At 51.4% G+C, this 21,831-nt stretch carries 18 protein-coding genes; 11 read left to right on the top strand and 7 right to left on the bottom strand.

The features are described 5' to 3' along the window. Nucleotides 1-19: 19 nt before the first annotated feature. Complete coding sequence (locus PQG83_RS08550; RefSeq protein ID WP_312748502.1) at nucleotides 20-1,294, bottom strand: ATP-grasp domain-containing protein; 1,275 nt, start codon at nucleotides 1,292-1,294, stop codon at nucleotides 20-22. A 251-nt stretch (nucleotides 1,295-1,545) separates the two neighbouring features. Between PQG83_RS08550 and PQG83_RS08545 the strand changes: the two genes are divergently transcribed. Together PQG83_RS08545 and PQG83_RS08540 are read left to right on the top strand one after the other, a co-directional pair. Then, a complete protein-coding gene (locus PQG83_RS08545; protein ID WP_312748500.1) occupies nucleotides 1,546-1,803 on the top strand; it encodes a hypothetical protein in 258 nt (85 codons plus the stop codon). A gap of 464 nt (nucleotides 1,804-2,267) precedes the next feature. Continuing rightward, the gene (locus PQG83_RS08540; protein WP_312748498.1) at nucleotides 2,268-2,708 is read left to right on the top strand and encodes a hemerythrin domain-containing protein; all 441 of its coding nucleotides are present in this window, start codon (nucleotides 2,268-2,270) and stop codon (nucleotides 2,706-2,708) included. Between the two features lie 235 nt (nucleotides 2,709-2,943). On the opposite strand, the gene PQG83_RS08535 is transcribed toward PQG83_RS08540, so the two are convergent. The 5 genes from PQG83_RS08535 to PQG83_RS08515 all read right to left on the bottom strand — a co-directional run bounded on the left by PQG83_RS08535 (nucleotide 2,944) and on the right by PQG83_RS08515 (nucleotide 8,369). After that, on the bottom strand, nucleotides 2,944-3,573 hold the full coding sequence (locus tag PQG83_RS08535) for a class GN sortase (RefSeq protein ID WP_312748496.1): 630 nt from the start codon (nucleotides 3,571-3,573) through the stop codon (nucleotides 2,944-2,946). Next, entirely contained in the window at nucleotides 3,543-5,660 is a 2,118-nt protein-coding gene (locus tag PQG83_RS08530; RefSeq protein WP_312748495.1) for a marine proteobacterial sortase target protein, read from the bottom strand. The genes PQG83_RS08535 and PQG83_RS08530 overlap by 31 nt, the downstream gene beginning before the upstream one ends. Before the next feature lie 100 nt (nucleotides 5,661-5,760). Beyond that, the gene (locus tag PQG83_RS08525; protein ID WP_312748493.1) at nucleotides 5,761-6,633 is read right to left on the bottom strand and encodes an OmpA family protein; all 873 of its coding nucleotides are present in this window, start codon (nucleotides 6,631-6,633) and stop codon (nucleotides 5,761-5,763) included. A gap of 1,180 nt (nucleotides 6,634-7,813) precedes the next feature. Further along, on the bottom strand, nucleotides 7,814-8,077 hold the full coding sequence (locus PQG83_RS08520; RefSeq protein ID WP_312748491.1) for a BrnA antitoxin family protein: 264 nt from the start codon (nucleotides 8,075-8,077) through the stop codon (nucleotides 7,814-7,816). Further along, nucleotides 8,052-8,369, bottom strand: coding sequence for a BrnT family toxin (locus tag PQG83_RS08515; RefSeq protein WP_312748489.1), 318 nt, complete (start codon nucleotides 8,367-8,369; stop codon nucleotides 8,052-8,054). Before PQG83_RS08515 ends, PQG83_RS08520 begins: the two co-directional genes overlap by 26 nt. A gap of 1,034 nt (nucleotides 8,370-9,403) precedes the next feature. On the opposite strand from PQG83_RS08515, the gene PQG83_RS08510 reads away from it, so the two are divergent. From PQG83_RS08510 to PQG83_RS08475, 8 genes are all read left to right on the top strand, one after another. Next, nucleotides 9,404-9,883 (top strand): hypothetical protein, encoded by a 480-nt coding sequence (locus PQG83_RS08510; RefSeq protein WP_312748487.1) that lies wholly within the window; start codon nucleotides 9,404-9,406, stop codon nucleotides 9,881-9,883. Between the two features lie 509 nt (nucleotides 9,884-10,392). Next, nucleotides 10,393-11,010 (top strand): hypothetical protein, encoded by a 618-nt coding sequence (locus PQG83_RS08505; protein ID WP_312748485.1) that lies wholly within the window; start codon nucleotides 10,393-10,395, stop codon nucleotides 11,008-11,010. A gap of 787 nt (nucleotides 11,011-11,797) precedes the next feature. Then, nucleotides 11,798-12,826: a hypothetical protein gene (locus PQG83_RS08500; RefSeq protein ID WP_312748483.1), complete on the top strand. Its 1,029-nt coding sequence runs from the start codon at nucleotides 11,798-11,800 to the stop codon at nucleotides 12,824-12,826. A 512-nt stretch (nucleotides 12,827-13,338) separates the two neighbouring features. Next, nucleotides 13,339-13,884, top strand: coding sequence for a pyridoxamine 5'-phosphate oxidase family protein (locus PQG83_RS08495; RefSeq protein WP_312748481.1), 546 nt, complete (start codon nucleotides 13,339-13,341; stop codon nucleotides 13,882-13,884). 43 nt (nucleotides 13,885-13,927) lie between these two features. Next, entirely contained in the window at nucleotides 13,928-14,455 is a 528-nt protein-coding gene (locus PQG83_RS08490; protein ID WP_312748479.1) for a gamma-glutamylcyclotransferase family protein, read from the top strand. 108 nt (nucleotides 14,456-14,563) lie between these two features. Beyond that, the gene (locus PQG83_RS08485) at nucleotides 14,564-15,100 is read left to right on the top strand and encodes a hypothetical protein (RefSeq protein ID WP_312748478.1); all 537 of its coding nucleotides are present in this window, start codon (nucleotides 14,564-14,566) and stop codon (nucleotides 15,098-15,100) included. 787 nt (nucleotides 15,101-15,887) lie between these two features. Then, a complete protein-coding gene (locus PQG83_RS08480; RefSeq protein ID WP_312748477.1) occupies nucleotides 15,888-16,118 on the top strand; it encodes an addiction module protein in 231 nt (76 codons plus the stop codon). Continuing rightward, nucleotides 16,115-16,411 carry a type II toxin-antitoxin system RelE/ParE family toxin gene (locus PQG83_RS08475; protein ID WP_312748475.1) on the top strand — a complete coding sequence of 99 codons (297 nt, stop codon included), beginning with the start codon at nucleotides 16,115-16,117 and terminating at the stop codon, nucleotides 16,409-16,411. Before PQG83_RS08480 ends, PQG83_RS08475 begins: the two co-directional genes overlap by 4 nt. A 597-nt stretch (nucleotides 16,412-17,008) precedes the next feature. On the opposite strand, the gene PQG83_RS08470 is transcribed toward PQG83_RS08475, so the two are convergent. Next, entirely contained in the window at nucleotides 17,009-19,450 is a 2,442-nt protein-coding gene (locus PQG83_RS08470; protein ID WP_312748473.1) for a vitamin K epoxide reductase family protein, read from the bottom strand. Nucleotides 19,451-20,568: 1,118 nt separating this feature from the next. On the opposite strand from PQG83_RS08470, the gene PQG83_RS08465 reads away from it, so the two are divergent. Then, nucleotides 20,569-21,702, top strand: a complete 1,134-nt coding sequence (locus tag PQG83_RS08465) for an NAD(P)-dependent alcohol dehydrogenase (RefSeq protein WP_312748471.1) — start codon at nucleotides 20,569-20,571, stop codon at nucleotides 21,700-21,702. Nucleotides 21,703-21,831: the final 129 nt, after the last annotated feature.

Genomic DNA, 21,831 nt, shown 5'->3' with positions numbered 1-21,831 from the left:
CGGGAATAGGGCTATCGGGCTAAGAAGAATATTCGAAGGGTAAATAGTCCAGGCATTGGTGGTACTTCTCCAGCAGGTCCTGTTCATTTTTGGCTCCCAAAAAGATATACCCCAATTCATAACTGTAACTTTCCTGATTAGTCAATTCGGAGAGTCGCATGCCTTCTTTGACATGAATATTCACGAGAGCGTCCGGAAATTGTTCATTCAATCGCGTGATCTGCTCATCATTCGGCACTCGCTTCACGACGGCATCTTCATGTTTGCGGAGAAAAATTTTTGCCGCACAGCCGAACTCCCCTTGCCGGTGCGGAAATTCGGGCTTCTTGCCAAGAGCCAGATCGATCATGACTTCGAAATGGGAGGCTCCGTCCACTTTGCGAAAAATTTCGCAATGCGATTGGGAAATACGGGGATTGATTTCCAGTAGCCACAGGCGGTCGTTCGATTCGTCGTAAAAAAATTCCATATTAAAGGGTGCCTGGTCATAGCCGAGATGAAGCATGATCGCCTGCGCCGCAGCCTTCATTCGTGTTTGCACCTCTTGCGGCAAATGCGACGGATATTGATATCTGCTAAACGTGGATCGGTTGCTCTCTCTAATAGAATCAATCACCCCATAGACCTCGACCTGGTTTTTATAGACATAGCCCTCCAAGGTACATTGCCGTCCTGACACCAGGGCTTCGGCGATACAGTAGTCGCCTCCAATACCCGCCACTGATGGTGGAAGCGTGATGTGATTAAGAAAGAAATTAAACGGTTTGGCAAATTTGTGAATTCCCTGGCGAATGATCTCCACCTTTTCCTGAAATTCCCGGTCATCATGAATGCGATAGCCTAACTGCGAGGCAAACGCTTTAACGGGCTTAATCCAGAAGGGATAGGCCAGGGTCACCTGCGATTGGGCATCGGGCTCAAAAGGATTGACCGCGCAAAATTCCGGAATATCAGTAAGCACCTGGCGTTGCTCCAATCGGCTCCAATACTTATGTTCACATTTCAATACGCTTGTCATCGAAGGCCCCGGCATGCCCCGTTTTTGATTCAACAGGGGGACGAGACACGTGGTGGGGAAATCCCAATATCCTACAATCGCATCAACGGTCCCCGGAAACGAGTCAAGAATGCGCTCAGCTTCCTGCAACAATTTTTCCGGGTGATAACTCTCGCGCCGTTTCACCTCATGAGCCCGTGAGAGAGGATGAAAGGTTAGTGACTTTTTTTGGCCAATCGGTGTGAGCAACGCCAGGTTGAACTCATCGAGGCCGACAACAAAAATATGTTTTGACATGACATCATCCTCTCAATTAATGAGTGGAAAACCGCTGCTCTTCAAATCGGGTGCGGAAGATTGTCGTTTTTCCCCGCTCCCGAGTGTCCTGTTGTTTCTTGTAATTACTCTCCATCACCTTACTGCAATATTATTTACTGTATCGTAGGAATATCGAGAGAAAACCTGGTAGGAACCCTGGCGGAGGATACCAACTATTCCGGTTTCTGGTAGGACTATGGCCGCGTGCACGGTGAGGAGGGGCGTCAAAAATGCCAGGTCATTATGGATTTGTCATCTCGTACGGAGGGCCTGATCAACAGAACACCTTATTGGACTACTCGAGGATAGGTAAAAGTGATTTCGGTTTCCAAGACGTGGACTTGGTGACGATCGTGTCCGATGTTCTGGTGACCGTGAAGCCGCGTCTTAATGAAAAGGGAATTACCCCTCGCTGTGGTGGACCTTTCCCCAAGTTGTGGAAACTTTCCTTCCCCTTTACTCAATCCCGTCTTCATATCCGTATTTAACGATTTTTGCCGTTGGAAGATGCGTATGTGCCCACCTCGGGTGACGATCATCCATTTGGTGACCAAAGGGCCCACGAATTCGCTCTACGCCAGGGTCATGAACTTAAACCTGGCCAGCATTATGTCTCAGGTGGTGGGAGTCTGGTGTGAAGAAACTCGGCCATCAGGTGCATTTTAGGTGTTATACCGGCCGATACGGGAGAAGACCAAGAAACTGGTGATTCTCTATAGAGACTGACGCAGAGGACATAGTGAACGGGGTCTGTACAAATGTCAGCTATGTTCGGAGAACATATCTGCATATCAAAAGCCCCACGAGTGGTAGGATAACAAAATTGCGTGGGCGGCGAGTTCCCCGATGCGTTGGGTAATAGCGGTGGCAAGGCTAGGGTTACCGTTCTCCCTCACATGGACGGGGATGCGGAAAAAACAAACCAGTTACAATCTTAAAGGAGCAACAAATTATGAATATCTACGAACGTCTGACCCAAGACCATGAGAAGCACCGTCAATTGGCCAAGGAAATCATGGGCACAACCGGCGACAGCGCTGACCGACGCTCACTATGGGATCAATTCAAGCCTGAAACTGTCGCCCACGCCAACGCGGAAGAGCAGTCCTTCTATGCTACGCTGCTCGGAAAGCCGGATGCGCAGGAAAAAGCCCGCCACAGTGTGAGCGAGCACAAAAAGACCGACGATGCCATCAAAGAACTGGACGAGATGGATATGGGCACAGGTGGCTGGATTCAGAAATTTGAAAAGCTTAAGAATGAACTAGACCATCATATGGATGAAGAAGAAAACGAGGTATTTCAAAAAGCGAAACAAGTGATAGATGCCGGGAAAGCTGACCAGCTTGCGGATGATTTCGAGAAGCGCAAAAGGCAAGAGCTGGCCGGATAGTACATAACTCCGGCGGTTTCGAATTAGTGTCTGATTTCGCTTTCTTCCAATAATCCTATGGAGAACTATCTTGCTTCATGATCACGTTATGTCATGGCGTAGTGAAAATTAACTCAAAAAATCTTGTGTAATCCCGTTGTACAATACGCTGGTGAAGTTGAGGTCTAGATATGGTCTGGACAGGTGTCTTAGCGCACATTTTTAGACCAGTATGCGTTATCCCCTATCGTGGGATTTATTGACTCGCTGTTGACGACAGGACTTCTGAAGGTACCTGTTCTGCCCTGACCACATACCGCAACGGTCCTCCGGGCAGAACCGCATCGAAGGGGTAACAGGTGATGAGGATCAGGCTGTCATCGGATGGATTATTGAATAGTTGATCCGTTCGACTATTCAAAATTGTGGTGTCTTCCACTCTATACGCGAGCCGATTTCCCTGAACGGTGTGCACAATCATGAACTCTCCCGGTTGCACCTTCCGCAAGAAAGAGAAATGTGTGTCCCGGTGACCGCTCAGGATCAATAACTGAGTTCCGTCAGGAAAAGCGCCATGCCCGACCTGCCCCGGCCCGAACGCTAACGATCGTCCACTGGCATCGGCCAGGATGATCTGGTCGATGCCGTGTCGCGGAACGAGCAATCGTCCGACCGGCCAGGTATCCGCCCACGGCCAGGGCTTAGCGGGCTGTTGTGTCTTAAGAGTCTGTGCCCAGGCCTGTTGCAAGAACCATTGGGCGGCAATGGCCTTCACGGAAATCCACAGTCCCTGTTCGATTAACCAGACTCCCAGAACCAACAACACGCCAGCCAACACCCGACTCGTATGGGGTGTCACATTCGTGCGGCTTGTTGTCGCGTCCATAACCATCCCACCCAAACCATGAAAATTCCTACCAGGAGATAGAGCGTGGACGGTGTGGCGGTTTGCGGCCAGCCAAAGATGGCCTCGTATTGCATGCCATGCGGAAGGTTAGCTTTCATGGCATGGGAGTGGAGAGGGCGATGTTCAGAACGAGCAGGGGTGGTTTCTACGGCCACCAGACTGGTGTAGCGACTGACCAGATGATGTCTAGTGGCCACGTCGATGACAGCCTGTCGGAGTTCCGTTTGCGGTTCGGATTGATCAGGTTGGGGTGATGAGGCCTGTTGACCCATGAGTTGGGAAATTTTCTGCCTGGCCCAATGGACCGCAATGCCCGACCGGGAGAGCCCGGCTGCGAACGGCAGGACCCTTTTCCATGGAACGGTTCCGTGCGTCCCGGAAATTGTCAGATGGGCGGGAGTGGTTGTTGTTCGAAACGCTGCCATCAGCGGTTCGCCCGCATACACATCAGGCAGTGGAACCGGAAGGAGATCCCATGCCCCATCGGTGGAACCTTCCAGTTCAAGATTGAGAAAGGCGGGTTGTTCGAGTTTGACAAACAGGCGATGCATCTTGTCTTGCACCTCTTGCGTGGTGCCGATGTAGGTAAAGGTGCCCCGGCCGTGTTGAGCGGCCTTTCGCATGAAATGTCCGTTGGGAGCCGAGCCGATACCCACAGTAAACAAGCGGGTCTGGCCGAGCAGGCGGTGAAGGGTTGCGAAGAGTTCCTTCTCATTGCCGATCAACCCGTCGGTGATAAAGATCACCTGCCTGAGAGAGAGCTGTTCTTCTTTTTGATGAGACAATGCTTGAACCACAGCCGGAAGCATTTCCGTCCCGCCCTCAGCTTGAAGGCTTCTCACATACGAAAGCGCGCGTTGAATTGCGCGGGTGTCAGCCGGCACGGCCAATGGAAATAACTGTTTCGTGATGGAATTGAACTGAATGATGTTGAATCGGTCCGTGGGAGTCAGCCGGGACACGGCCTGTTTCAGTGCGGCTTTGGCTTGCACGAGGGATGTGCCGGCCATGGATCCTGACGTGTCGATCACAAAGAGGACTTCACGCGGCATATCACCCGGCCCGGTTTCGATGAGTTGTGGCGGCAGGAAAAACATCAGACCGTAGGTGTCGCCGCCGTGTTCTTCTAGAAACAGTTGTGTTTGGGCTTCATGGGAAGCGTGCGGAGTCCAGGCCAATTCGAAGTCGCGATCGGCAAAGGTGGAAGGGTCGGCCAGCGTGATGTGCGTGCGTCCGTTGGAATGGGTGTCAACCTGAATGGGGTGAGTGGGGGACTCCACGCGATCAAGAAGAAAGCCGGGTGCCAGATCGATCTGCAAGGTGAGGGGATTGAGGGGGCCTTCGCCGGGATGTTGTACCGGCGGCGTGATCCGTGATGCATCGGGAACCTGATCGGTATTGACGGCCCATCCCACGCCGGTCGTCTGGGATTGCGCTTCGACCATCGACAGGGGAGTGCCGGGAATATAGCGTGGCCCGACCACCATCGGAAATCGGAGAGAAAATCGGCCCTGGTCGTACCGGACCGTATCCTGATATTCAATGTCCACGATGATGGGTTCACCCGGCGCAAGATTCGCGACGGACGCGGTAAACACATTGGATCGTTCCTGCTCCAGGAGACTGGCGCGCTGTCCCTTGCGCTTGGCCTGTTCAAATGTGTTCTTGGCTTCGGCCCGTTCTTGAATGATTCCTTCAATCACCCGCTCGCCGATCCGCATGCGCAGGTGATCGACGGCCGCCTGGTCGGGTAACGGAAAGACATAGATGCCCTCAGCCCATTCTGAGCTGGGATTGTAAAAGGTTTGTGAGACGTTGGTGCGAACGATCAGCGCGCTGATGGTCGTGGTGACATGGGTGGAGACGGTGGGGGCGGGGAGAAAGGGTCCTCCCGACATGGGGCGAATCGACAAGCCATGAGGTATGTCCGGTCCGGCCTGTTGAGAGGGTGTAGTAACGTCAGGTTCCGGTGGTTGAGCGGACACGGGAGGAAGACTCAGGCAATCCACCACACTGCCGGTGAGCCAAAATGCAAGAGGCAGAAGAATTTGCTTCCAGTAATTCATACCGGCTCCTTTATCGTCATGAAGGGTGAGGGCTAACACTGTCCGTCAGGGCGGGCCCGGGCCGACCCACAGCAGGGTGAGCCAACCCGGGGTGAGAGTCTTACGGAAGGGATTCGACAGTGAGGAGTGGATCGGAAGAGACCGATTCCTCTTGAACGTCCTCCTGGAAGGAGACTTCAGAGTCCGAAGAGACGATGGGTGATTCGTCAGTGGTCAGAACGAGTTCTTCACCGGCCGGGCTTTCAGTGTCGGCAGGAGTCATCGACAGGTGGAGGTATTCTCCTTCTGGTGTGGAAGCGGGAAGCAAGGCGACATGTGCCCGCCGGTTTTGTTCAAAACATTCCGGCGTTTCTTCCTGACAGATCGATCCGTCTTTCCCCAACGTGTCTACCTGGACGTCATTCTCAGCCACGCCAAGAGACATCAAAAAGGCTTTGACAGACTGGGCTCGCTTGAGCCCCAAGGCACGGTTGTAGGCATCCGGCCCCTGAGCATCGGTATGGCCCACGATGCGGAGGGTGCCGCTCCATCCCTCCGGCCTGTTCTCCATTCGGGTTTGAAGTCTGTCCTTTGCCTCATCGGACAAGGTCGACTCGTTAAACCCAAAATAGACATCTGTTTCCTCCAGTGGTTGGCTCACAGCCATTCCGGTGATCGGGATGATCGTATTGGTCACTGGCTCTTCAGCCAAGGCCTGGCTCAATGCCAGGGGTTCGTCAGAAGCGGGTTGGCGTTCGGAAGAAGAGGTAAATGCACTCGCCATTTGCGCCTTATCCATTCCCTGGGAAGCGGTTGCAGGCAGGGGCGTTTCCTCGGAATACATCAAGAGGCCGCCTATCCCCAAGACCAGGATGAGTAACCCGGAGGCGAGGTAGATAATCTCTTTGGTGTCCGATGGACCGGCTTCGGTCGCAGGGGCTTGGGTCTCCGTGTGATGCTGTGGTGTGGTTGGCTGAGAAATTTTCACGTTCATGGCTGTCTCCTTGTGAAGTTGGTAAGTTGTCGTTGGTATTTCCGGTCGTCTTGTTTTGCGAACTCATTTGAAAATCCGCCATTTGGCCCCTCTGAATGTTCACCTCCTTTCCGGTTGCGAATGCGATTGTTGAAACCCTCCTATCGCAAGGGGCTTGCCACGACGATGAAATGGAAAAGGTGTTGTAAAACAGTGGCTTAGGCGTGATGTGGCATTGCTCGATTTGCGGGGATTGCGGGGACGAATGAGTGGATGCGGGGATATCCCCGCATCGTAGGCCAAGAAGAATCAACCGGAAGCTTCAACTCTTGATCATAGCTATGGTCTTAAAATGGCAATCTTTTCTTTGCAGATCCCCCGCCTTTGTAAGGCGGGGTTAGGGGAGGTAGAGTCTTTTAATTATTTTTCTTTTCGTTTGTCAGTCTTACAGTTTTTGGAAAGTTTGCCGGGTTTCGTCCAGGCAGCCGAGGTCCTTTTGTTTTGGCAAAAGGACCCAAAACCAAGTGACGCCCCACCCGTCTCATTAGATTGCTCGGACGCGCAGAAAGGGGAGACGGGCTAACTCGCTGCGCTCAGACAAGCCCGTCGAGAATAAGAGCGTCCGATCATGGGACGGGTGACAGGCGTCGGACCAGGGGAACAAACTCGTACCTCAACACTTCCTTTAACCCCTGAGTTGGTGTCGGCATGAGGTTTTGTGTTGCCGGGTCTCGCCCCTGCAGGCGAGCCACTTTGGTTTCAGTCAAAGTGGCCAAACCCAGTGACGCCCCGCCAGGCCGAATCGGATTGATCGGACGCGAAGAAGGGGGGAGAGGGGTTAATTCGCAGGGCTCACACAAGCCCGTCAAGAACAACAGTGTCCGATCATTGGGACGGGCGGCAGGCGTCGGACCAAAGGAATATTTTCAGACCCTAACCCTTGGCCATGGCTTCAGAGGTGGGGTCATTTTAGGTGTGATACATCTGGAACGAGTGGTAATTTGCCTTCGGTGACGCGGTTAAGGCAGACACGCATGACCACTAAGTTTTCTCTCGCAAGGAGATCTGCCTGCTGTTCGCACAGAGCGGAGGCTTGTTTCGGGTGGGCATGCAGAAGTCAGCAGAGGGTGTCGTAGGTAGTGAAAACGAGCCGGATTCGGTCAGGAGACCTCACCCCACCGAAAAACCGTGAGGACCGTTGTTAGCGGGTTTTAACATCTTCCGACAGCCAGGTTTTGATAAGGGATTGATACGGTACATCGCGTTTGTTAGCCTCAATTTTTATACGATCCAGCAGTCCCTCTGGAAGCCGGAGCGAGATGGTTTTTGTTGACAGCTTCAGATTTGGGAAAGAGGCAGCCTGAGCCTTATCCCATTCTATATACTCGCTGGAGTCATGACTTTCCCAGAACGCACGTTCTTCAGCTTCACTTTTGAACTCAGGAATTTTTTTTCGTTTGTTCATATTTGGCCCTCTCTTTGCGGTGCATATCACGGGCTGAAATGATCCGAATTAACATACCGGCAGTACTAGACCGTACAGTAAAGGTCAGGTGAAGCTGCCGCTTGTTGTCGGTTGTCCCTAGCGCATGATAGCGCGGCTCTCGTTGGCTGTGCAGTGTATCAGGCGATACCAACAAAGGCCGGTTAAGAAATGCTTGCTCAGCCTCAGGCTGACTGACATCATGCTTATCGGCACTCTTGCGAGCATTGCCCTCATCCCAGTCAAAACCGATTATTGGCGTCCAGTCAATCATGGTGAGTCAAGGGTTCCTGTATATTATCACCATATACAAATTTAGCAAGTCACGGGTACCCAATTCCGAAATGCGTTCCAACCCTGATTGGGGCTCCCCAGATCCGCTGCTGCGGGTGTCGGTTCACTCTTGCCATGATGAATACTCACGCTCGGCAGGTACGGCTTTGCCCTGCGTATAGGCCCTATGAAGTCGTCTTTTCCAGTGAGCGGGTGGAGCGCCTCTTTCAAAAAGTCTTAGAAAAAATTTCTGCCGACTCCTGAAATACGATAGATGCCGGGTTTCGTCCCGGCGGCCGACCCACTTTTGTTTCGGCAAAAGTGGGCAAAACCATTGACGCCCCACCCGTCTCATTAGATTGCTCGGACGCGCAGAAAGGGGAGACGGGCTAACTCGCTGCGCTCAGACAAGCCCGTCGAGAACAAGAGCGTCTGATCATGGGACGGGTGGCAGGCGTCGAACTAGGGGAACAACTTCGTACCTCAACACATACTTATTCGCGCTGAGTTGGTGTCGGGGTGATGTTCCGTATTGCCGGGGTTCGGCCCGGCAGCCGAGGTCCTTTTGTTTCGGCAAAAGTGGCCAAACCCATTGACGCCCTGCCCGGCCGAATCGGATTGATCGGAGGCGAAGGAGGGGAGACGGGCTACCTTCGTAAGTTTTCAAACCAGGAAAACTTTCACTCTCAAATTATTTATTGTTGACAAATTTTTATGATTATTTAAGGATACTTCTAGCTCGAAGGGTTAGAGGATTTACTGGATGAATCTTCCCTCCGTCGAACGGGTTTTTGACTCGTCCAAGAAAAAGGTCACAGGCTAATTCAAAACTCACGTACTTGACCTGAGGAAAAGACGAAAGGAGGCACGACAGAATTTCGAAAGCATTCTGACGACCGGCGAACTAATCGGCAGCAGTACCGTAGTCGAGGGAGAAGCAAATGCATGTGCTTCTTGGAAGCTCCGAAACACCCTCTATATGGCAAATAAAGATGGTGTGGCGTCTCATTCTATGGAATCGAAGAGGAGGCTCTCATGGGCTTACTAGTCAGTCTCACCATAGTCCTGGTCGGGGGCGCTGTAATGGCTGGTTCTCTCGCCTTCATTATTCGCAATGAAAAAAGAGCCAAAGACCAGGCGGCCTCTGTCACTCACGACCCCTTAGGACCTGTACCGACATCGGATCAGAATAACCTCGTATGGACGTATGAGGTGACTGGGCTGCACTCGGAGATCAACTCATTTCATGTCGGACCCATCGATACAGATATTACTACCACCAATCTGATGGTAGACGTGCCACGATGGACGGCCACCCGCTCCGGTAAATTTGTTGAATGCACGGGTCCAGGAAATGTCCTTGAAGGTGTGACCGCGACGGCCTCCTTCCAAACCACCGCGGATTCTGGCATAGGGGCCGGAACACTGCAGGCGTTGATCTATGTCAACATCGTCTACGCCACGAAAGGCGTCCGTCCCGTTACAAAGGTCACTCACGTGCCTGCGAAGCGATGACTGGGCTCGGGTCATCCCGCGTGTCTCGATACCGGCTACCCAAGTCTTGTAGTTCGTTCCTATTCCAAGATCCTCGACCATAGCCAGTAGTAATATTCGCCCAACACTTCGCTGCTCCCGATCCACGCAACAAAGCACCACATTGTGTTCAACTGTTATTGTGTTGGGTGAGAGCTTCCCTCCCGTGGGCCAGCCGGCGGACTTCGGAGATCTCATTTTTGTCATTCTGAGGCAACGGCGAAGAATCTATGCCTAGGCCGACATTGGTTTTTCGATTTGAAAAGGAGGCTGAGGGGATCTAAGCGTTTGGTTTCGGCCTCGAGTAACTTTCGAACAGGCACGAATCTTTCCTTGACATATTTCATCGATTATTAAATTATCATCTCTTATTTAAACGTAAAGAGGAGACTATAATGATGGGCCTGCAGTTCAGTGAATGAATGATGAACTCATTCATGAAGGTGGTGCTTTGCAGATTCGCCTAATCATTGATAGCCCGAATTAGTCCTATGCCGCCTTTCACTTGGCCAACTGAGCGCTCCAGGATCATTGCTGCGTTCGAAAAGCGCCATGCCGCGCCCGAAGCGGGGGCACTTCTTGGTTGGGCTGTGTCTGCGGTGGATGCGCTATACTATCTGGCTGATATCCATGCTTCCTACGATTCCAGCCGCTCAGTCCTCGGTACCCACAACCCAGACGTCATTGATGTACCTCATGCACGGTGGGCTGCGGGTACTTCGATGACCGCCCTCGACCTTTGCGCCGCAGCTCTCGGTCGCGCGATATGCAAGCACTCAAAGGAAAGAGAACTCGATCTCGGCAGCTTTGAGGTTGACCGGTTGAAGGAGCAGGCGCTTTTTAGAAAGCTGCCGAAGGAGGCCGTCCAATGGCTGGAAGGTGTCCTTGACGATCCGGGACTTACAAAATTGAAGGATGCGCGTCATCCACTTACGCACCGCAGGCTTTCCCGCCATTTCTCTATGTCGATTGGTTCTTCCTGCCTGGACGAGAGGCTCAAGCTGCAGGTCGGCGCGAACCGAGTACGAGTTGCGGACCTCGTGGTTGAAGTTCGCGACTTGGCCACGACCCACGTTTCTGCTTTAATCCAAATACTGCCCAACCTTTAGCTGCAACTGCCGCCTACCATCTTGCGCAATCCGACCGCGAATGACTGGTTCGCAATCCTGCCCCCCCGTGGAGGGCGGATCAATTCGTGTAACCTGACCTGAGTTTTGTCAAATGGCTCAAACAAGTTCGCCAGACAGCCGGATTTGGCCAGAGACTCAGCCGCGCCCAACGCAAGATTTTTTTCAGTGCCTTTTCTCCGGTGTCGGCTGCATTGCTCGGCCTCACCATAAGTCCAGGAGAGCCTGCTGAAACCATAGGCCCTTAATTATGGAGGGCTGACTCGCGGGGCTCGGACAAGCCCCCCAAGAGAAATCGCGTTCGATCATGGGGACGGGCGGCAGGCGTCGGAGTTTTCAGCTGAATTGTCATTCTGAGCCACCGGCGAAGAATCTGTGCCCAGCTGGACGATTGCTTTCGTGCTTGAACAAAGCCCAGGTGGATTCAAGTGTTTGGTTTCGGCCTCGAATATTTTCAAAGAAAACACAAATCTTTCCTTGACTTATCTCGACAATTATTAAATTATCTTTTCTGATTTGAACGTCTGGAGAAGGCGATTTTTATGGGTCTGCAGTTTGGTGAATGAGCTTTAAACTCATTAAAGAACGTTGATTTTTGCCGATCTCAGAAGATTCCGCTGAGCTTTGGGCGGATAGAAATCCGTCGAATAAAAACGGAGTTTACAAATCAGGGCGAGAAATCCCGAGGCGTGTTTTACGAACAGAAAATCCAAGATTCGCAACTTATGCGAATCCATATAATCACTGTTGGCCATTCCTGAGACTCTAAATGTCCAACGTCACTGATCACATGCTTAAGGATTACGTGGAGACCTTCCACGATACTCTTAGGGAGACGGCCTCGGAGTGCCTCGCGGAAAACGATCAGTCCCGCTTGCTTCACGCAGCGCTTCTACCTGCGAAGATCACAGGCTACATCTCAACGCAATTTGGGGTGGCCTTAGAGTACGAACCGGCCAGTGAGACCTCCCTCACCATTGTTCGAGGCAGCGCGAGGGTAGAAGACCTTTTATTTAGGGCGCCGCGTGGCCTTCAAGAAAGCGGCCCCTTACTTAAAATCCTTGGTTCCAACATCCAAATTCATGACCTGCACCTGAATGGTGCGTTTCCATTCCGCTTGGCCTCTCAAGATGCCTCGGCGATTTTGCAGGAAATGATGTTCAGTGCTGGAACCTGGCAACGGTCGATTGCGTATGCAGAGGTACAGGCAAACCGAACGGTGGAATACTGGTCGCGTGACCGGGCTGCGCTTCGCGCGAAAGACGAAATCCTTGCCGCTATGGTCGAGGTTGCTCGGGCTAAACAGCGAAACGTTACGGTTGGCGAGTACATCGCGGAATTCAAGAATAGGACTGTCCTCCTTCTAGGTGCATATGACGAAAGAGGGATGATTCGGCTCGAAACCATTGCAAAGTCCTTGACCGAACTTGGCTATTTACCACTGCTGATCCGAGATGTTCCCGATCATCCTCACCATGATCTGAGCCAGAAAGTCACGGCAGTTGGTGCCATAGCTCGCTTCATCATCATCGATGACTCGTCCAAGTCAGGGCATCTAGTGGAGGCTCAGATCTGTAAACAGAACTCCTGGGTTACCGCCTTGGTGCGTGCCAAGGGAGAGTTCAGCTCATGGATGACCGCTGGATTCTCGGCATCGAGCAGAGTTCTATATGAGTACGAGTACGACCTGGCTAACGCTGCATCCGCGATTGGAGATGTATGTCAGTGGGCTGAGGCAACTCTAAATGATCTCGAACGAAAGTTCATAAGTACGTACCCTTGGTGCAAGGGTGACTAACGTTTTCCTCAGTAGACCGCCTTCCGCGGCCGATGAACTGCACCCCCATACTCAAAGGCCACAAAAAATCTCATGAGTGAATAAATTGCAATTCTCAAAGAAGTGTTCAAGCAAATCGGACCCATTCATCCACGGCGGATGTTTGGTAGCCATGACCTCTCTTTCTACTTCATTTTTCCTCCCTACTCCTATCCCACGCCTGCCGTGCGGCCCTTGATCGGACGCTCTTGTTCTTGGCGGGCTTGTCTGAGCCTGGCGGGTTAGCCCGTCTCTCCCTTCCTCGCGTCCGATCACTCTGATGATGCCGAACGGGGCGTATATAGTTTTGACTACTTTGGCCGAAACCAAAGTAGTTCGGCTGCCGGGCCGACACCCGGCATAATTCAAAAATATACAGTCCGTGCAAATATTGTTAGGCTGAACCACAGACATTCTTTAGCCTTTGAGCCCTCTTTAGGTATGATCTGAAAATGGGCTGCGCGGTGAGAAATTAAAATCAATGGAGCGTTATCGTGGCGGTTCAATTTCCAGAGCTGAGTGATGAGTTACGCCAATTTATTGGTGAACAAAAGGTATTTTTTGTGGCCACGGCTGTGCCGGATGGAAGAATCAATCTCTCCCCGAAGGGCCAGGATTCACTTCGTGTGCTTAACTCTCGCGAGATACTCTGGATGAACTTGACCGGGAGCGGGAACGAAACGGCAGCCCATCTGGCCGAATTCAACCGAATCACCATGATGTGGTGTGCCTTTGAAGGGCCGCCACGAATCCTGCGCGTCTATGGGACGGCCCAGGTCTTTCATCCGAGGGATGCTCGTTGGGAGGAGTTTTCGACTCAATTGCCTTCCACCATAGGAACGCGACAATACTTTTTGGTGGCTATTGATTTAGTCCAAACCTCCTGCGGGTATGCCGTGCCTTTTATGAACTATATTGAGGACCGTCGTGTGCTTTCAACGTGGGCGGAGAAGAAGGGGGAGGAAGGAATTTGGGAGCATTGGCAAAAGAAGAATCAGCTCAGTATCGACGGGAAACCGACAGGGATTCTTGGATCGTAGTGTGGGCTAATAACCCGTGCTTCTACTCAATTAAAAATGAAAGATGAGTGAGAGTTTGCTTTATTATTTGGCCTATGGTTCCAACCTCCACCCTGTCCGGTTACGGGAACGCGTGCCGTCTGCCGAACTGCTTGATGTGGTTGAGTTGAAACACTATCGACTGGCTTTTCAGAAAAGGGGGCAGGACGGGTCGAGTAAGTGCAATATGGCTCGCACGGGAGAAGCATCGGATGGAGTGTATGGGGCCATCTATCAAATTGATTCAACCCATAAATCTATCCTCGACCGTTTCGAAGGGAATGGATATCATGATAGCCAACTAACGGTTGAATTCCATGGGCAAGAGTACTCCTGCCTGACATACCTGGCTCAGCCATCGTACATTCAGAATAGCCTGAAGCCCTTTCATTGGTATAAGGAACTGATTGTTCTAGGCGCCAGGCATTTACGGTTTCCCGATGCCTATGTTCGCTCCATCGAATCGATTGAATCGGTGGACGATCCGGACGAGGAAAGACAGATTCAGCATCAAAGTTTAATCGCCCGAATCCTCCAATACTCCAGCTCATAAATCAGGACATTCGGTGAGCGATTGGTCACGCTTTAAGATAGTTTGTGCAGCAGAAGCGGATTGGGGGATTGCAAGACCTACCCCAGAAATGGACTCTGTACGACAATTATGAGTTGGCTCAGTAGACTATTCAAAGCCGTACCAAATGATGAAATGGAAGGCATTCGTCTGAATACAAAAGAGACCCATTGGGAGATAGAAGGACCAAAGACCTTCGAAGAAATGTTCAACGCACTCAATGGCTGGATTCCAGAAGATGCCTTTCTCTATTTTGAGGGCGGGTCTCCGGATGCAGAGATCGATCGTTTCATCACCACCCACTCAGTTCCGGAATCATCCCACGTTGCTAGGGGAACTATATGGCCACGCCCGAAGATATTTCACGTCCCTGCTACAAGTATCATATTGACCGAGTTGTCTAGGATCATGAAACACCATGCGGAACCAGAATTGGCTATTCATTTTCATGTCTACTATAACGATTCAGCCCTGCTCGAATGGCATGATGCATTCTCTCAACCTATGTTGCTGAGCGGTGCCATTCCAGAAGAAAAGATCAAGGTTTTTGCTAATGAGATTGGAAAAAAATTCAAAAAGATCGTCGCACACGACGCTCCAGCAGACGCGAACAAGCCGAGCCATTGAGCTTTAGCGTGCGTTCGTTTGGCCGACCGTAGGCAGCGAACGGGAGTAAAGTATGGATGCAGTGGGCCATGCGTGCTCGTTGTGGGATAGAAAGAAACTGATGCGAGGTCCGGTGAACGGAGTCCGTGGCTCGGCCCCCTCATCAAATGCTTTCCGGTTTTGAACTCGCGGTTATAACCGATGGGCTCTAGTCGATCAATAGGTCGCGAACTTTTTAGGTTAGCTAGAAGCTTTTATTGCCAAAACCTCTCTTCCCCCTTTTTGGTTCTTCCTTTTCTCTCCCCGACGCCTGCCGCCCGGCCCCATGATCGGACGCTCTTGGCCCTGGCGGGCTTGTTCGAGCCCTGCGAGTTAGCCCGTCTCCCTGCTTCGCGGCCGATCAATCCAATGAGGCCGGGCGGGGCGTCAATGGTTTTGGGTCCTTTTGCCGAAACAAAAGGACCTCGGCTGCCGGGCCGAAACCCGGCATCTTTGGTAAGCTTAAATATTTGCCCGAACAGGGCGGAAATTATTTGAAGCCATTACAGGGTTTTGCTGGCAGCAAATCATAAGCTGTATCTTAAAGCTGACCAGACGTTTTCCCCATTCTTTGAAAAACGCGAGTTAAAGCCATTTCAATTTAAAAAACCCGGAGCAGAGAAGGCATTCCTCTCACTTTTTAGAAAGATTTCCGCTCGTGAATTAATCGCTTTCTTACTAACATGGGATGTAATATGCTAAGCAATGGCTCCCATATCTTCACCCAAAGTCCTATGCCAAATTGGCCCTGCATTGAGGAGGTGACCGTATGAACGCTTCGATCAAATCTCTGGGTATTGACCGTCTCCCTCTTGAGGAGCGACTTGCCCTGGTGGAGGAAATTTGGGATAGCATTGCGGCTGATAGCGCGGCCGTCCCACTCACCGAGGCGCAACGCGCTGAGCTTCAGAAGAGAATCGAAGAGGATGATACTCATCCGGACGATTTGACATCGTGGGAGCAGGTTAAAGCTTCCACTCTCTCCCGCCTCGGAAAATGAATTTGCAGGCGTTTTTCCGAAGAGCTGCTCGTCTTGAGTATGACGAAGCGGCCGTTTGGTATGAAACTCAGAAACCCGGACTGGGTGGAGAGTTCGTGTCAGAAATCGAAAGGGCGCTGTTGCAAGCCTGTGAAATGCCACAACGGTTTCCGAAGATGTTTCAGGAGGTGCGTTGCATACGGGTGCGACGATTTCCGTACTCAATCTTCTTCCGTCTCCGAGACGATCGGCTCATCGTGTTAGCGGTATTTCACGCTAGGCGTAATCCCATGGTGTGGCGTGAGCGGATATAACAATACGTTCGAAACTTCCTGCTGGATATAAGCACATAGGCACACGTGTTTTGCCTACAAAAACTACCTGGGAAATTTTATGCCCGAGCACGTTGAAAATCTTACCAGGTGTTGGAGCAATTCTGACCCTTTTCCCCTGATCTGTTTCCGGTGACCCGACTTCTCTTTCCATTTCATTTTGCCTCTCTTTCCCTGACCGACGCCTGCCGGTCGGCCCCCTGATCGGACGCTCTTATTCTTGACGGGCTTGTTTGAGCCCCGCGAGTTAGCCCGTCTCCCTCCTTCCCGTCCGATCAATCCAATGAGGCCGGACGGGGCGTCACTGGGTTTGGCCACTTTGACCGAAACCAAAGTGGCTCGGCTGCCGGGCCGACAGCCAGCATCTCCAGTAAGCTAAATGCGCCCAGATGCTAGAAGAACATTAAGTAGGCGGGATTCCAAAAGTGGACGAACGCGTTTTCATACGGAAGAGTAGCCCATCAGGAAATTATTAATAATTGGGCGGCGATAGATTCCATTTTTGTCACGTTTGGCTCTATGGGCCTAATCTTTATTCGAATGAAAACATAACCGTTGGTTCTCTGACTCATCGTCTCCTCAACGAATCAATTGCTGCCAGCCGGCATATCGATCCTCAACCGGGCCGCGGGGAAAACTCAAGGCCATAAGCGCAAGTCCACTGACGACACTGCTCCACGGCCAGGCTGCCGTACCGCCTGCCACCAGCCACGGCGCGAGTACGAGCCACACACCGCACAGCACGTTGAAATACCGCACCAAGCGCGCCGGTTCGGCGAATGCCACCACGGCTACGGTCACGACCAGCGCGCCCACGATGTGGGTACTGTCCGCCGCCGCCCCGTTCAGTCCGAGCACCGAAGGCATTGCCATGAGCCACATGCCCGCGAGGGCGCTCAGCAAAAGGTTCAATGGGGCGGAGAACACTTCAATGCTGTGGATGACTTCCTTTAGAGATGAGCGCCTTTGTGAGGACTCCGGTTCTTCCTCCGCCTGGCCTTCCCCTAGCCACAATGCGCGCCAAAGGTTCCCACCTTCGTTTCGGGTTCGGAGAAGAAATTGACTGGTGGCAATCACTTCATCTAACGCCGGCGGTACCATCAGGAGCATCACGACCGCCGCCACCAGACAAAGTGTACACCAGGCGCCAATGCTGACCGGCTGGAGAATCACGAGCACAATGCTGGTCACGCCCGGCGGAATTATAAACAATCCGAACAGCAACACCATCCACGGCATCGTACGCCAGCGTCGACGTCCTCCAATCAATCCGGCGAGCGCGTCGAGCAGATACGAAAACGCGCCTAAGCCCGCGTCCGACACAGGAAACATTTTTGAGATGTCCGAGGTGAGCACCTGCCTCGTGCCATTACCAAAAAATGGATCCCACGGATGCGGGATATGACCGAGTTGAAAGGCCGCCAAATACCGCGAGAGAAAAAACCCGACCATCGCCAGAAACACGATTCCCAATCGTTGCTCCCACCCGGAAGGAGAATAACTCCAGCCCGGGGGAATACCTGAACCGGACAATTCGGTTCCGGAATCGTTTTCTCGCTCAACGTTCCCTGTTCTTGAGTTGCGGGTAGGGGAGGAAAGCCCGAGCCGGGGAATGATGACGGAAAAGGTGACTATTAGTGCACCGGTAATCAAGTCGTTATTGTAAACTGCGGCGTTCGTCGCCCAAAACAGCAGCGGGGCGCTCATCACCCAAAGACCGACCGCACACACAGCCCAGGCTGCCCACGCATGGCGAAACGCGAACGAGCTAAAGAGAATCACTGCCGCCCCACTCACCAGATCGCTCCAGAATAGCGCGGGTTTCATCATGCCGAGGGCGGGCGCAGAACCAATCAGCCACAGACCGAGAAACATGTTGGCCACATGCGGCCACGTCGGCCGATCCGGTGAAGTTGTTTTCGCCTTCAGCTTGTTTTCCCTATACCAGCCGGCCGGGTCGGCCTTCAGCGCAGCGGTCATCTTGGGCAATGTCTCGCGCAGGGAATGTTGCGGTTTCCAGCCGAGAAGCTGGCGGGCGCGCCTGATATCGAGCGCGTAATGGTCATCTGCCAAATCGATCATCCATGGCTTGATGAACGGGCCTGGGCCGGGCAACAAGCCCTGAAGCCAGGCCCCGAACTTGGCGACCGCCCTGGGAATGCGATAGGTCTTCCAGTCCTCGTTGTGTAGCTGACGGCTGATCGTGCGCTGGAGTTCGTCATAACTCAATGTTTCCGGCTCGCCGATGAGCAGCGTGGTAACTGCGGGAAGTGACTTGCGACGTTCGACGACGCGCACCAGGGCGTCGATGAGGTCGTCAAGATGCACGAAGGATTGTCCGTGCGTGATGTCGCCGGGAAACACACGGGCGACGATCTTCTTTTCATAGATACGCTTGATCTGATGCGTGATGGGGATCGAATGGCAGTGGTCGTCATACACACCGGCGATGCGCAGGAACACCACCGGCACGTCGCCTCGTTCCCGCAAAATGAGTTGCTCCGTCTTTACCTTTGACTGTGGGTAATCCCATTTTGGTCCGAGGGGGGAATCTTCATTGATGGATTCACCGGGTTCGCATGGTGCATGCACAAGCATCGTGCTGGAAAAGATAAACTGTTCGATTTCGAAGTCACGCAATCCACGCAACAGCCGCTCGGTGCCCCGTACGGTGACCTGTTCATAAAGCGGACTGGGCTCTCCGGAGAAACTGTAATAGGCGGCCAGATGAATGACCGAGGCGATGTGTGTGCATCCGAGCTGACGCACTTCGTTGATCGCGGCGCTCACGCTCGTATCAGAACTGAGGTCGCAGGCGATAACTTGCTCGGTGCTGGGCGGAGGATGAGGCGGGCCTTCCCGATCAAAGCCCATTTCCCAGTAGCTCTCCCCCACGCGATCAATGAACGAACTGCCGATCAGCCCGCTGCTGCCGGTGATAATTAAAGTGTTGGAGGGCGTTTTCACCTCGTCAGCTCCTTCTCTCACCTCACCGAACAGAATTTCTTTGCTCGAATGCATCTTATAAATCGTTCCACATTCCCTGTCAGAGTAATTAATTAACTCCTTCAATTTTTAGGACAGGATGAAGGGATTGGCTACTGGCAAAAACCCTTAAAATTCATTTTGATTTGTAAGGAGGCGAGACGGCACGCTTTTTTTCTCATTGTCCGACGCCTGCCGTTCGGCCCCATGATCGGACGCTGTTGTCCTGGACGGGCTTGTTCGAGCCCCGCGAGTTAACCCGTCTCCCTTTCTGCGCGACCGTGCAATCCGGTCAAGCCGGACGGGGCGTCAATGATTTTGGCCACTCCGAATTCAAAGTGGCTGGGCTGCCGGGCCGAACCCCTGCATCTAATTCACACCTTCAAAATTATACAGTCCGTTCAATTTTTACTTGCTCCACAAGGGAGTTTGTCTTAAAGCGGGTTCTGTCTGTTGCGATAACTTGAACACTTCTCTGTTTTTGGGGAAATTAAAATGAACACTTGGGGCAGGTCTTGCAATATCTGAGTGGATGGTACGCTTTGGGGTAAATGAGTGAAGCCGGAAGCGTATTGTGTGATTGCAAAAGTGTTCGCCGAACAGTTCTCTATGCTCGCCGACATACTCTGGTGGTTGATGCGGTTCTGTTCGTCTTCCGTTCCTGGAGGCGAGACAACTACTAAAGCTGCTGCAACTGATGGAAGGATATTCGATAAAGCATGAAATGTATATTTTACAGATTTAAAAGATAAAAAAGGTTAACCCAGAAAGCCCGGTGGGAGCGTACACACTTAGTTGAAGGTGATACAGTTAAATGGGCAGACACCTTTAGTATTGATGAGAACCATTTTTATTTTACAAATTCTAAAGTCAACGACGCCGCCAGAGAAATTTCAAATATAATATTCATTTTTAAAAAAATTCAACTACCTCCTAACTAATTAATAGCCCAGCTTGAAAGGCATAGTAATATTGGTAGTGGGGATATAGGATTAACAAAAAAAATAGGAGTTGCAAAATGGTAAAGAAGAATAAAGAGGGAAAATTTTTTGGACAATAAAAGTAGGTGGCCTGGAGCTACCACATAGAGTTTTTATGGCGCAACGTCAGATTAATTCCACATTATACCCAACCATATAATCAGGAGTATTATTATGAAAGTTTATGGCTACGGCACAAAATCGTCCGATATAGAGCTAGCCCCGGTAACATTCGAAAGAAAAGATGCGCAAAAGGGGGAAGTTGAATTTAAGGTTTTATATTGCGGTGTTTGTCATTCTGATTTGCACCAAATCCAAAACGATTGGGATAATTCACTATATCCGTGCGTGCCAGGCCATGAAATATTAGGAGTGGTGACGGCCGTTGGTGAGGGTGTGACTAAATTTAAAAAAGGCGATCTTGTTGGTGTTGGCTGTATGGTCAATAGCTGTCAAGAATGCGACTCTTGCCAAAAAGACGCGGAGAATTATTGCCAAGGCCCTAAAAGCTGCACGTTGACTTATAACGGCCCTAAAAATCCGGATGGTACAAATTCTTACGGTGGCTATACAACCAACATGGTTGTGCGCGAGGAATTTGGCCTTACGATCCCTGATAATTTGGATCCCAAATATGTCGGCCCTATTATGTGTGCCGGAATTACCGTTTATTCTCCGATGATTCATTGGAATTTGGAAGAAGGCCAAACCCTTGGCGTGGCCGGGATTGGTGGATTAGGCAATATGGCCATTAAACTTGGTAAAGCCCTTGGCGCTGAAGTTATCGCTTTCACCCGCAGCGAAGATAAAAGAGACGAAATATTAAAAATGGGTGCGGATAAAGTTGTCATCTCAAAAGATGAAGATGAGATGAAAGAAGCTGCCCAAAGCCTTAACCTTCTCATTAATACAATCCCAGTGCCTCACGATATTGCTCCGTACATTGATCTTATGAAGACGGATTCAACAATTGTTATTGTTGGTAATATGATCAAGTTCCCGGAATTCTCACCGGGCCCTATGGTTTTCAATCGCATACAGCTGGCAGGGTCACTTATCGGCGGTATAAAAGAGACCCAAGAGGTTCTGGAGTTATGTGCAAAGCATGACATTAAACCAAGCATTAAAATGATCCAAATGGACGAAATCAATGATGTTCTCAAAACATTAGAAAATGGAAATGATGCAGATTTCAGGCATGTCATTGATATGGAGTCTCTGCATAGTAAAATCAATGACATAAAAAATTCTGCAACCGAGCTCGATCGACCCACACGCGGGGACGTTGTAAATCGCAAATCAGCATAGCTTTTCATAAAAGAAAAGGAAAAAACTCTGGCACAGCCCCAAGAAAAAGTAACGGAAGAGGATAAAAAACTGTCGATACTTATATGGCCGTGAACATGGGGGATTGAGATTAAAAGAATTCGTCAATAT

The organism is Candidatus Nitrospira neomarina (genome assembly GCF_032051675.1).
GTDB lineage: Bacteria > Nitrospirota > Nitrospiria > Nitrospirales > UBA8639 > Nitrospira_E > Nitrospira_E neomarina.
Note: the sequence above shows the minus strand (reverse complement) of the source record. Positions and strands in the feature narration are given on the sequence as shown.

Excerpts from the sequence above, each read along its gene's own strand:
- PQG83_RS08470 (WP_312748473.1), bottom strand. The coding sequence starts at position 19,450 with ATGCATTCGAGCAAAGAAATTCTGTTCGGTGAGGTGAGAGAAGGAGCT.
- PQG83_RS08520 (WP_312748491.1), bottom strand. The coding sequence starts at position 8,077 with ATGAACAAACGAAAAAAAATTCCTGAGTTCAAAAGTGAAGCTGAAGAA.
- PQG83_RS08545 (WP_312748500.1), top strand. The coding sequence starts at position 1,546 with ATGCCAGGTCATTATGGATTTGTCATCTCGTACGGAGGGCCTGATCAA.
- PQG83_RS08515 (WP_312748489.1), bottom strand. The coding sequence starts at position 8,369 with ATGATTGACTGGACGCCAATAATCGGTTTTGACTGGGATGAGGGCAAT.
- PQG83_RS08535 (WP_312748496.1), bottom strand. The coding sequence starts at position 3,573 with ATGGACGCGACAACAAGCCGCACGAATGTGACACCCCATACGAGTCGG.
- PQG83_RS08475 (WP_312748475.1), top strand. The coding sequence starts at position 16,115 with ATGAATTTGCAGGCGTTTTTCCGAAGAGCTGCTCGTCTTGAGTATGAC.
- PQG83_RS08525 (WP_312748493.1), bottom strand. The coding sequence starts at position 6,633 with ATGAACGTGAAAATTTCTCAGCCAACCACACCACAGCATCACACGGAG.
- PQG83_RS08490 (WP_312748479.1), top strand. The coding sequence starts at position 13,928 with ATGAGTGAGAGTTTGCTTTATTATTTGGCCTATGGTTCCAACCTCCAC.
- PQG83_RS08465 (WP_312748471.1), top strand. The coding sequence starts at position 20,569 with ATGAAAGTTTATGGCTACGGCACAAAATCGTCCGATATAGAGCTAGCC.
- PQG83_RS08485 (WP_312748478.1), top strand. The coding sequence starts at position 14,564 with ATGAGTTGGCTCAGTAGACTATTCAAAGCCGTACCAAATGATGAAATG.
- PQG83_RS08550 (WP_312748502.1), bottom strand. The coding sequence starts at position 1,294 with ATGTCAAAACATATTTTTGTTGTCGGCCTCGATGAGTTCAACCTGGCG.
- PQG83_RS08540 (WP_312748498.1), top strand. The coding sequence starts at position 2,268 with ATGAATATCTACGAACGTCTGACCCAAGACCATGAGAAGCACCGTCAA.
- PQG83_RS08480 (WP_312748477.1), top strand. The coding sequence starts at position 15,888 with ATGAACGCTTCGATCAAATCTCTGGGTATTGACCGTCTCCCTCTTGAG.
- PQG83_RS08505 (WP_312748485.1), top strand. The coding sequence starts at position 10,393 with ATGCCGCCTTTCACTTGGCCAACTGAGCGCTCCAGGATCATTGCTGCG.
- PQG83_RS08510 (WP_312748487.1), top strand. The coding sequence starts at position 9,404 with ATGGGCTTACTAGTCAGTCTCACCATAGTCCTGGTCGGGGGCGCTGTA.
- PQG83_RS08500 (WP_312748483.1), top strand. The coding sequence starts at position 11,798 with ATGTCCAACGTCACTGATCACATGCTTAAGGATTACGTGGAGACCTTC.
- PQG83_RS08530 (WP_312748495.1), bottom strand. The coding sequence starts at position 5,660 with ATGAATTACTGGAAGCAAATTCTTCTGCCTCTTGCATTTTGGCTCACC.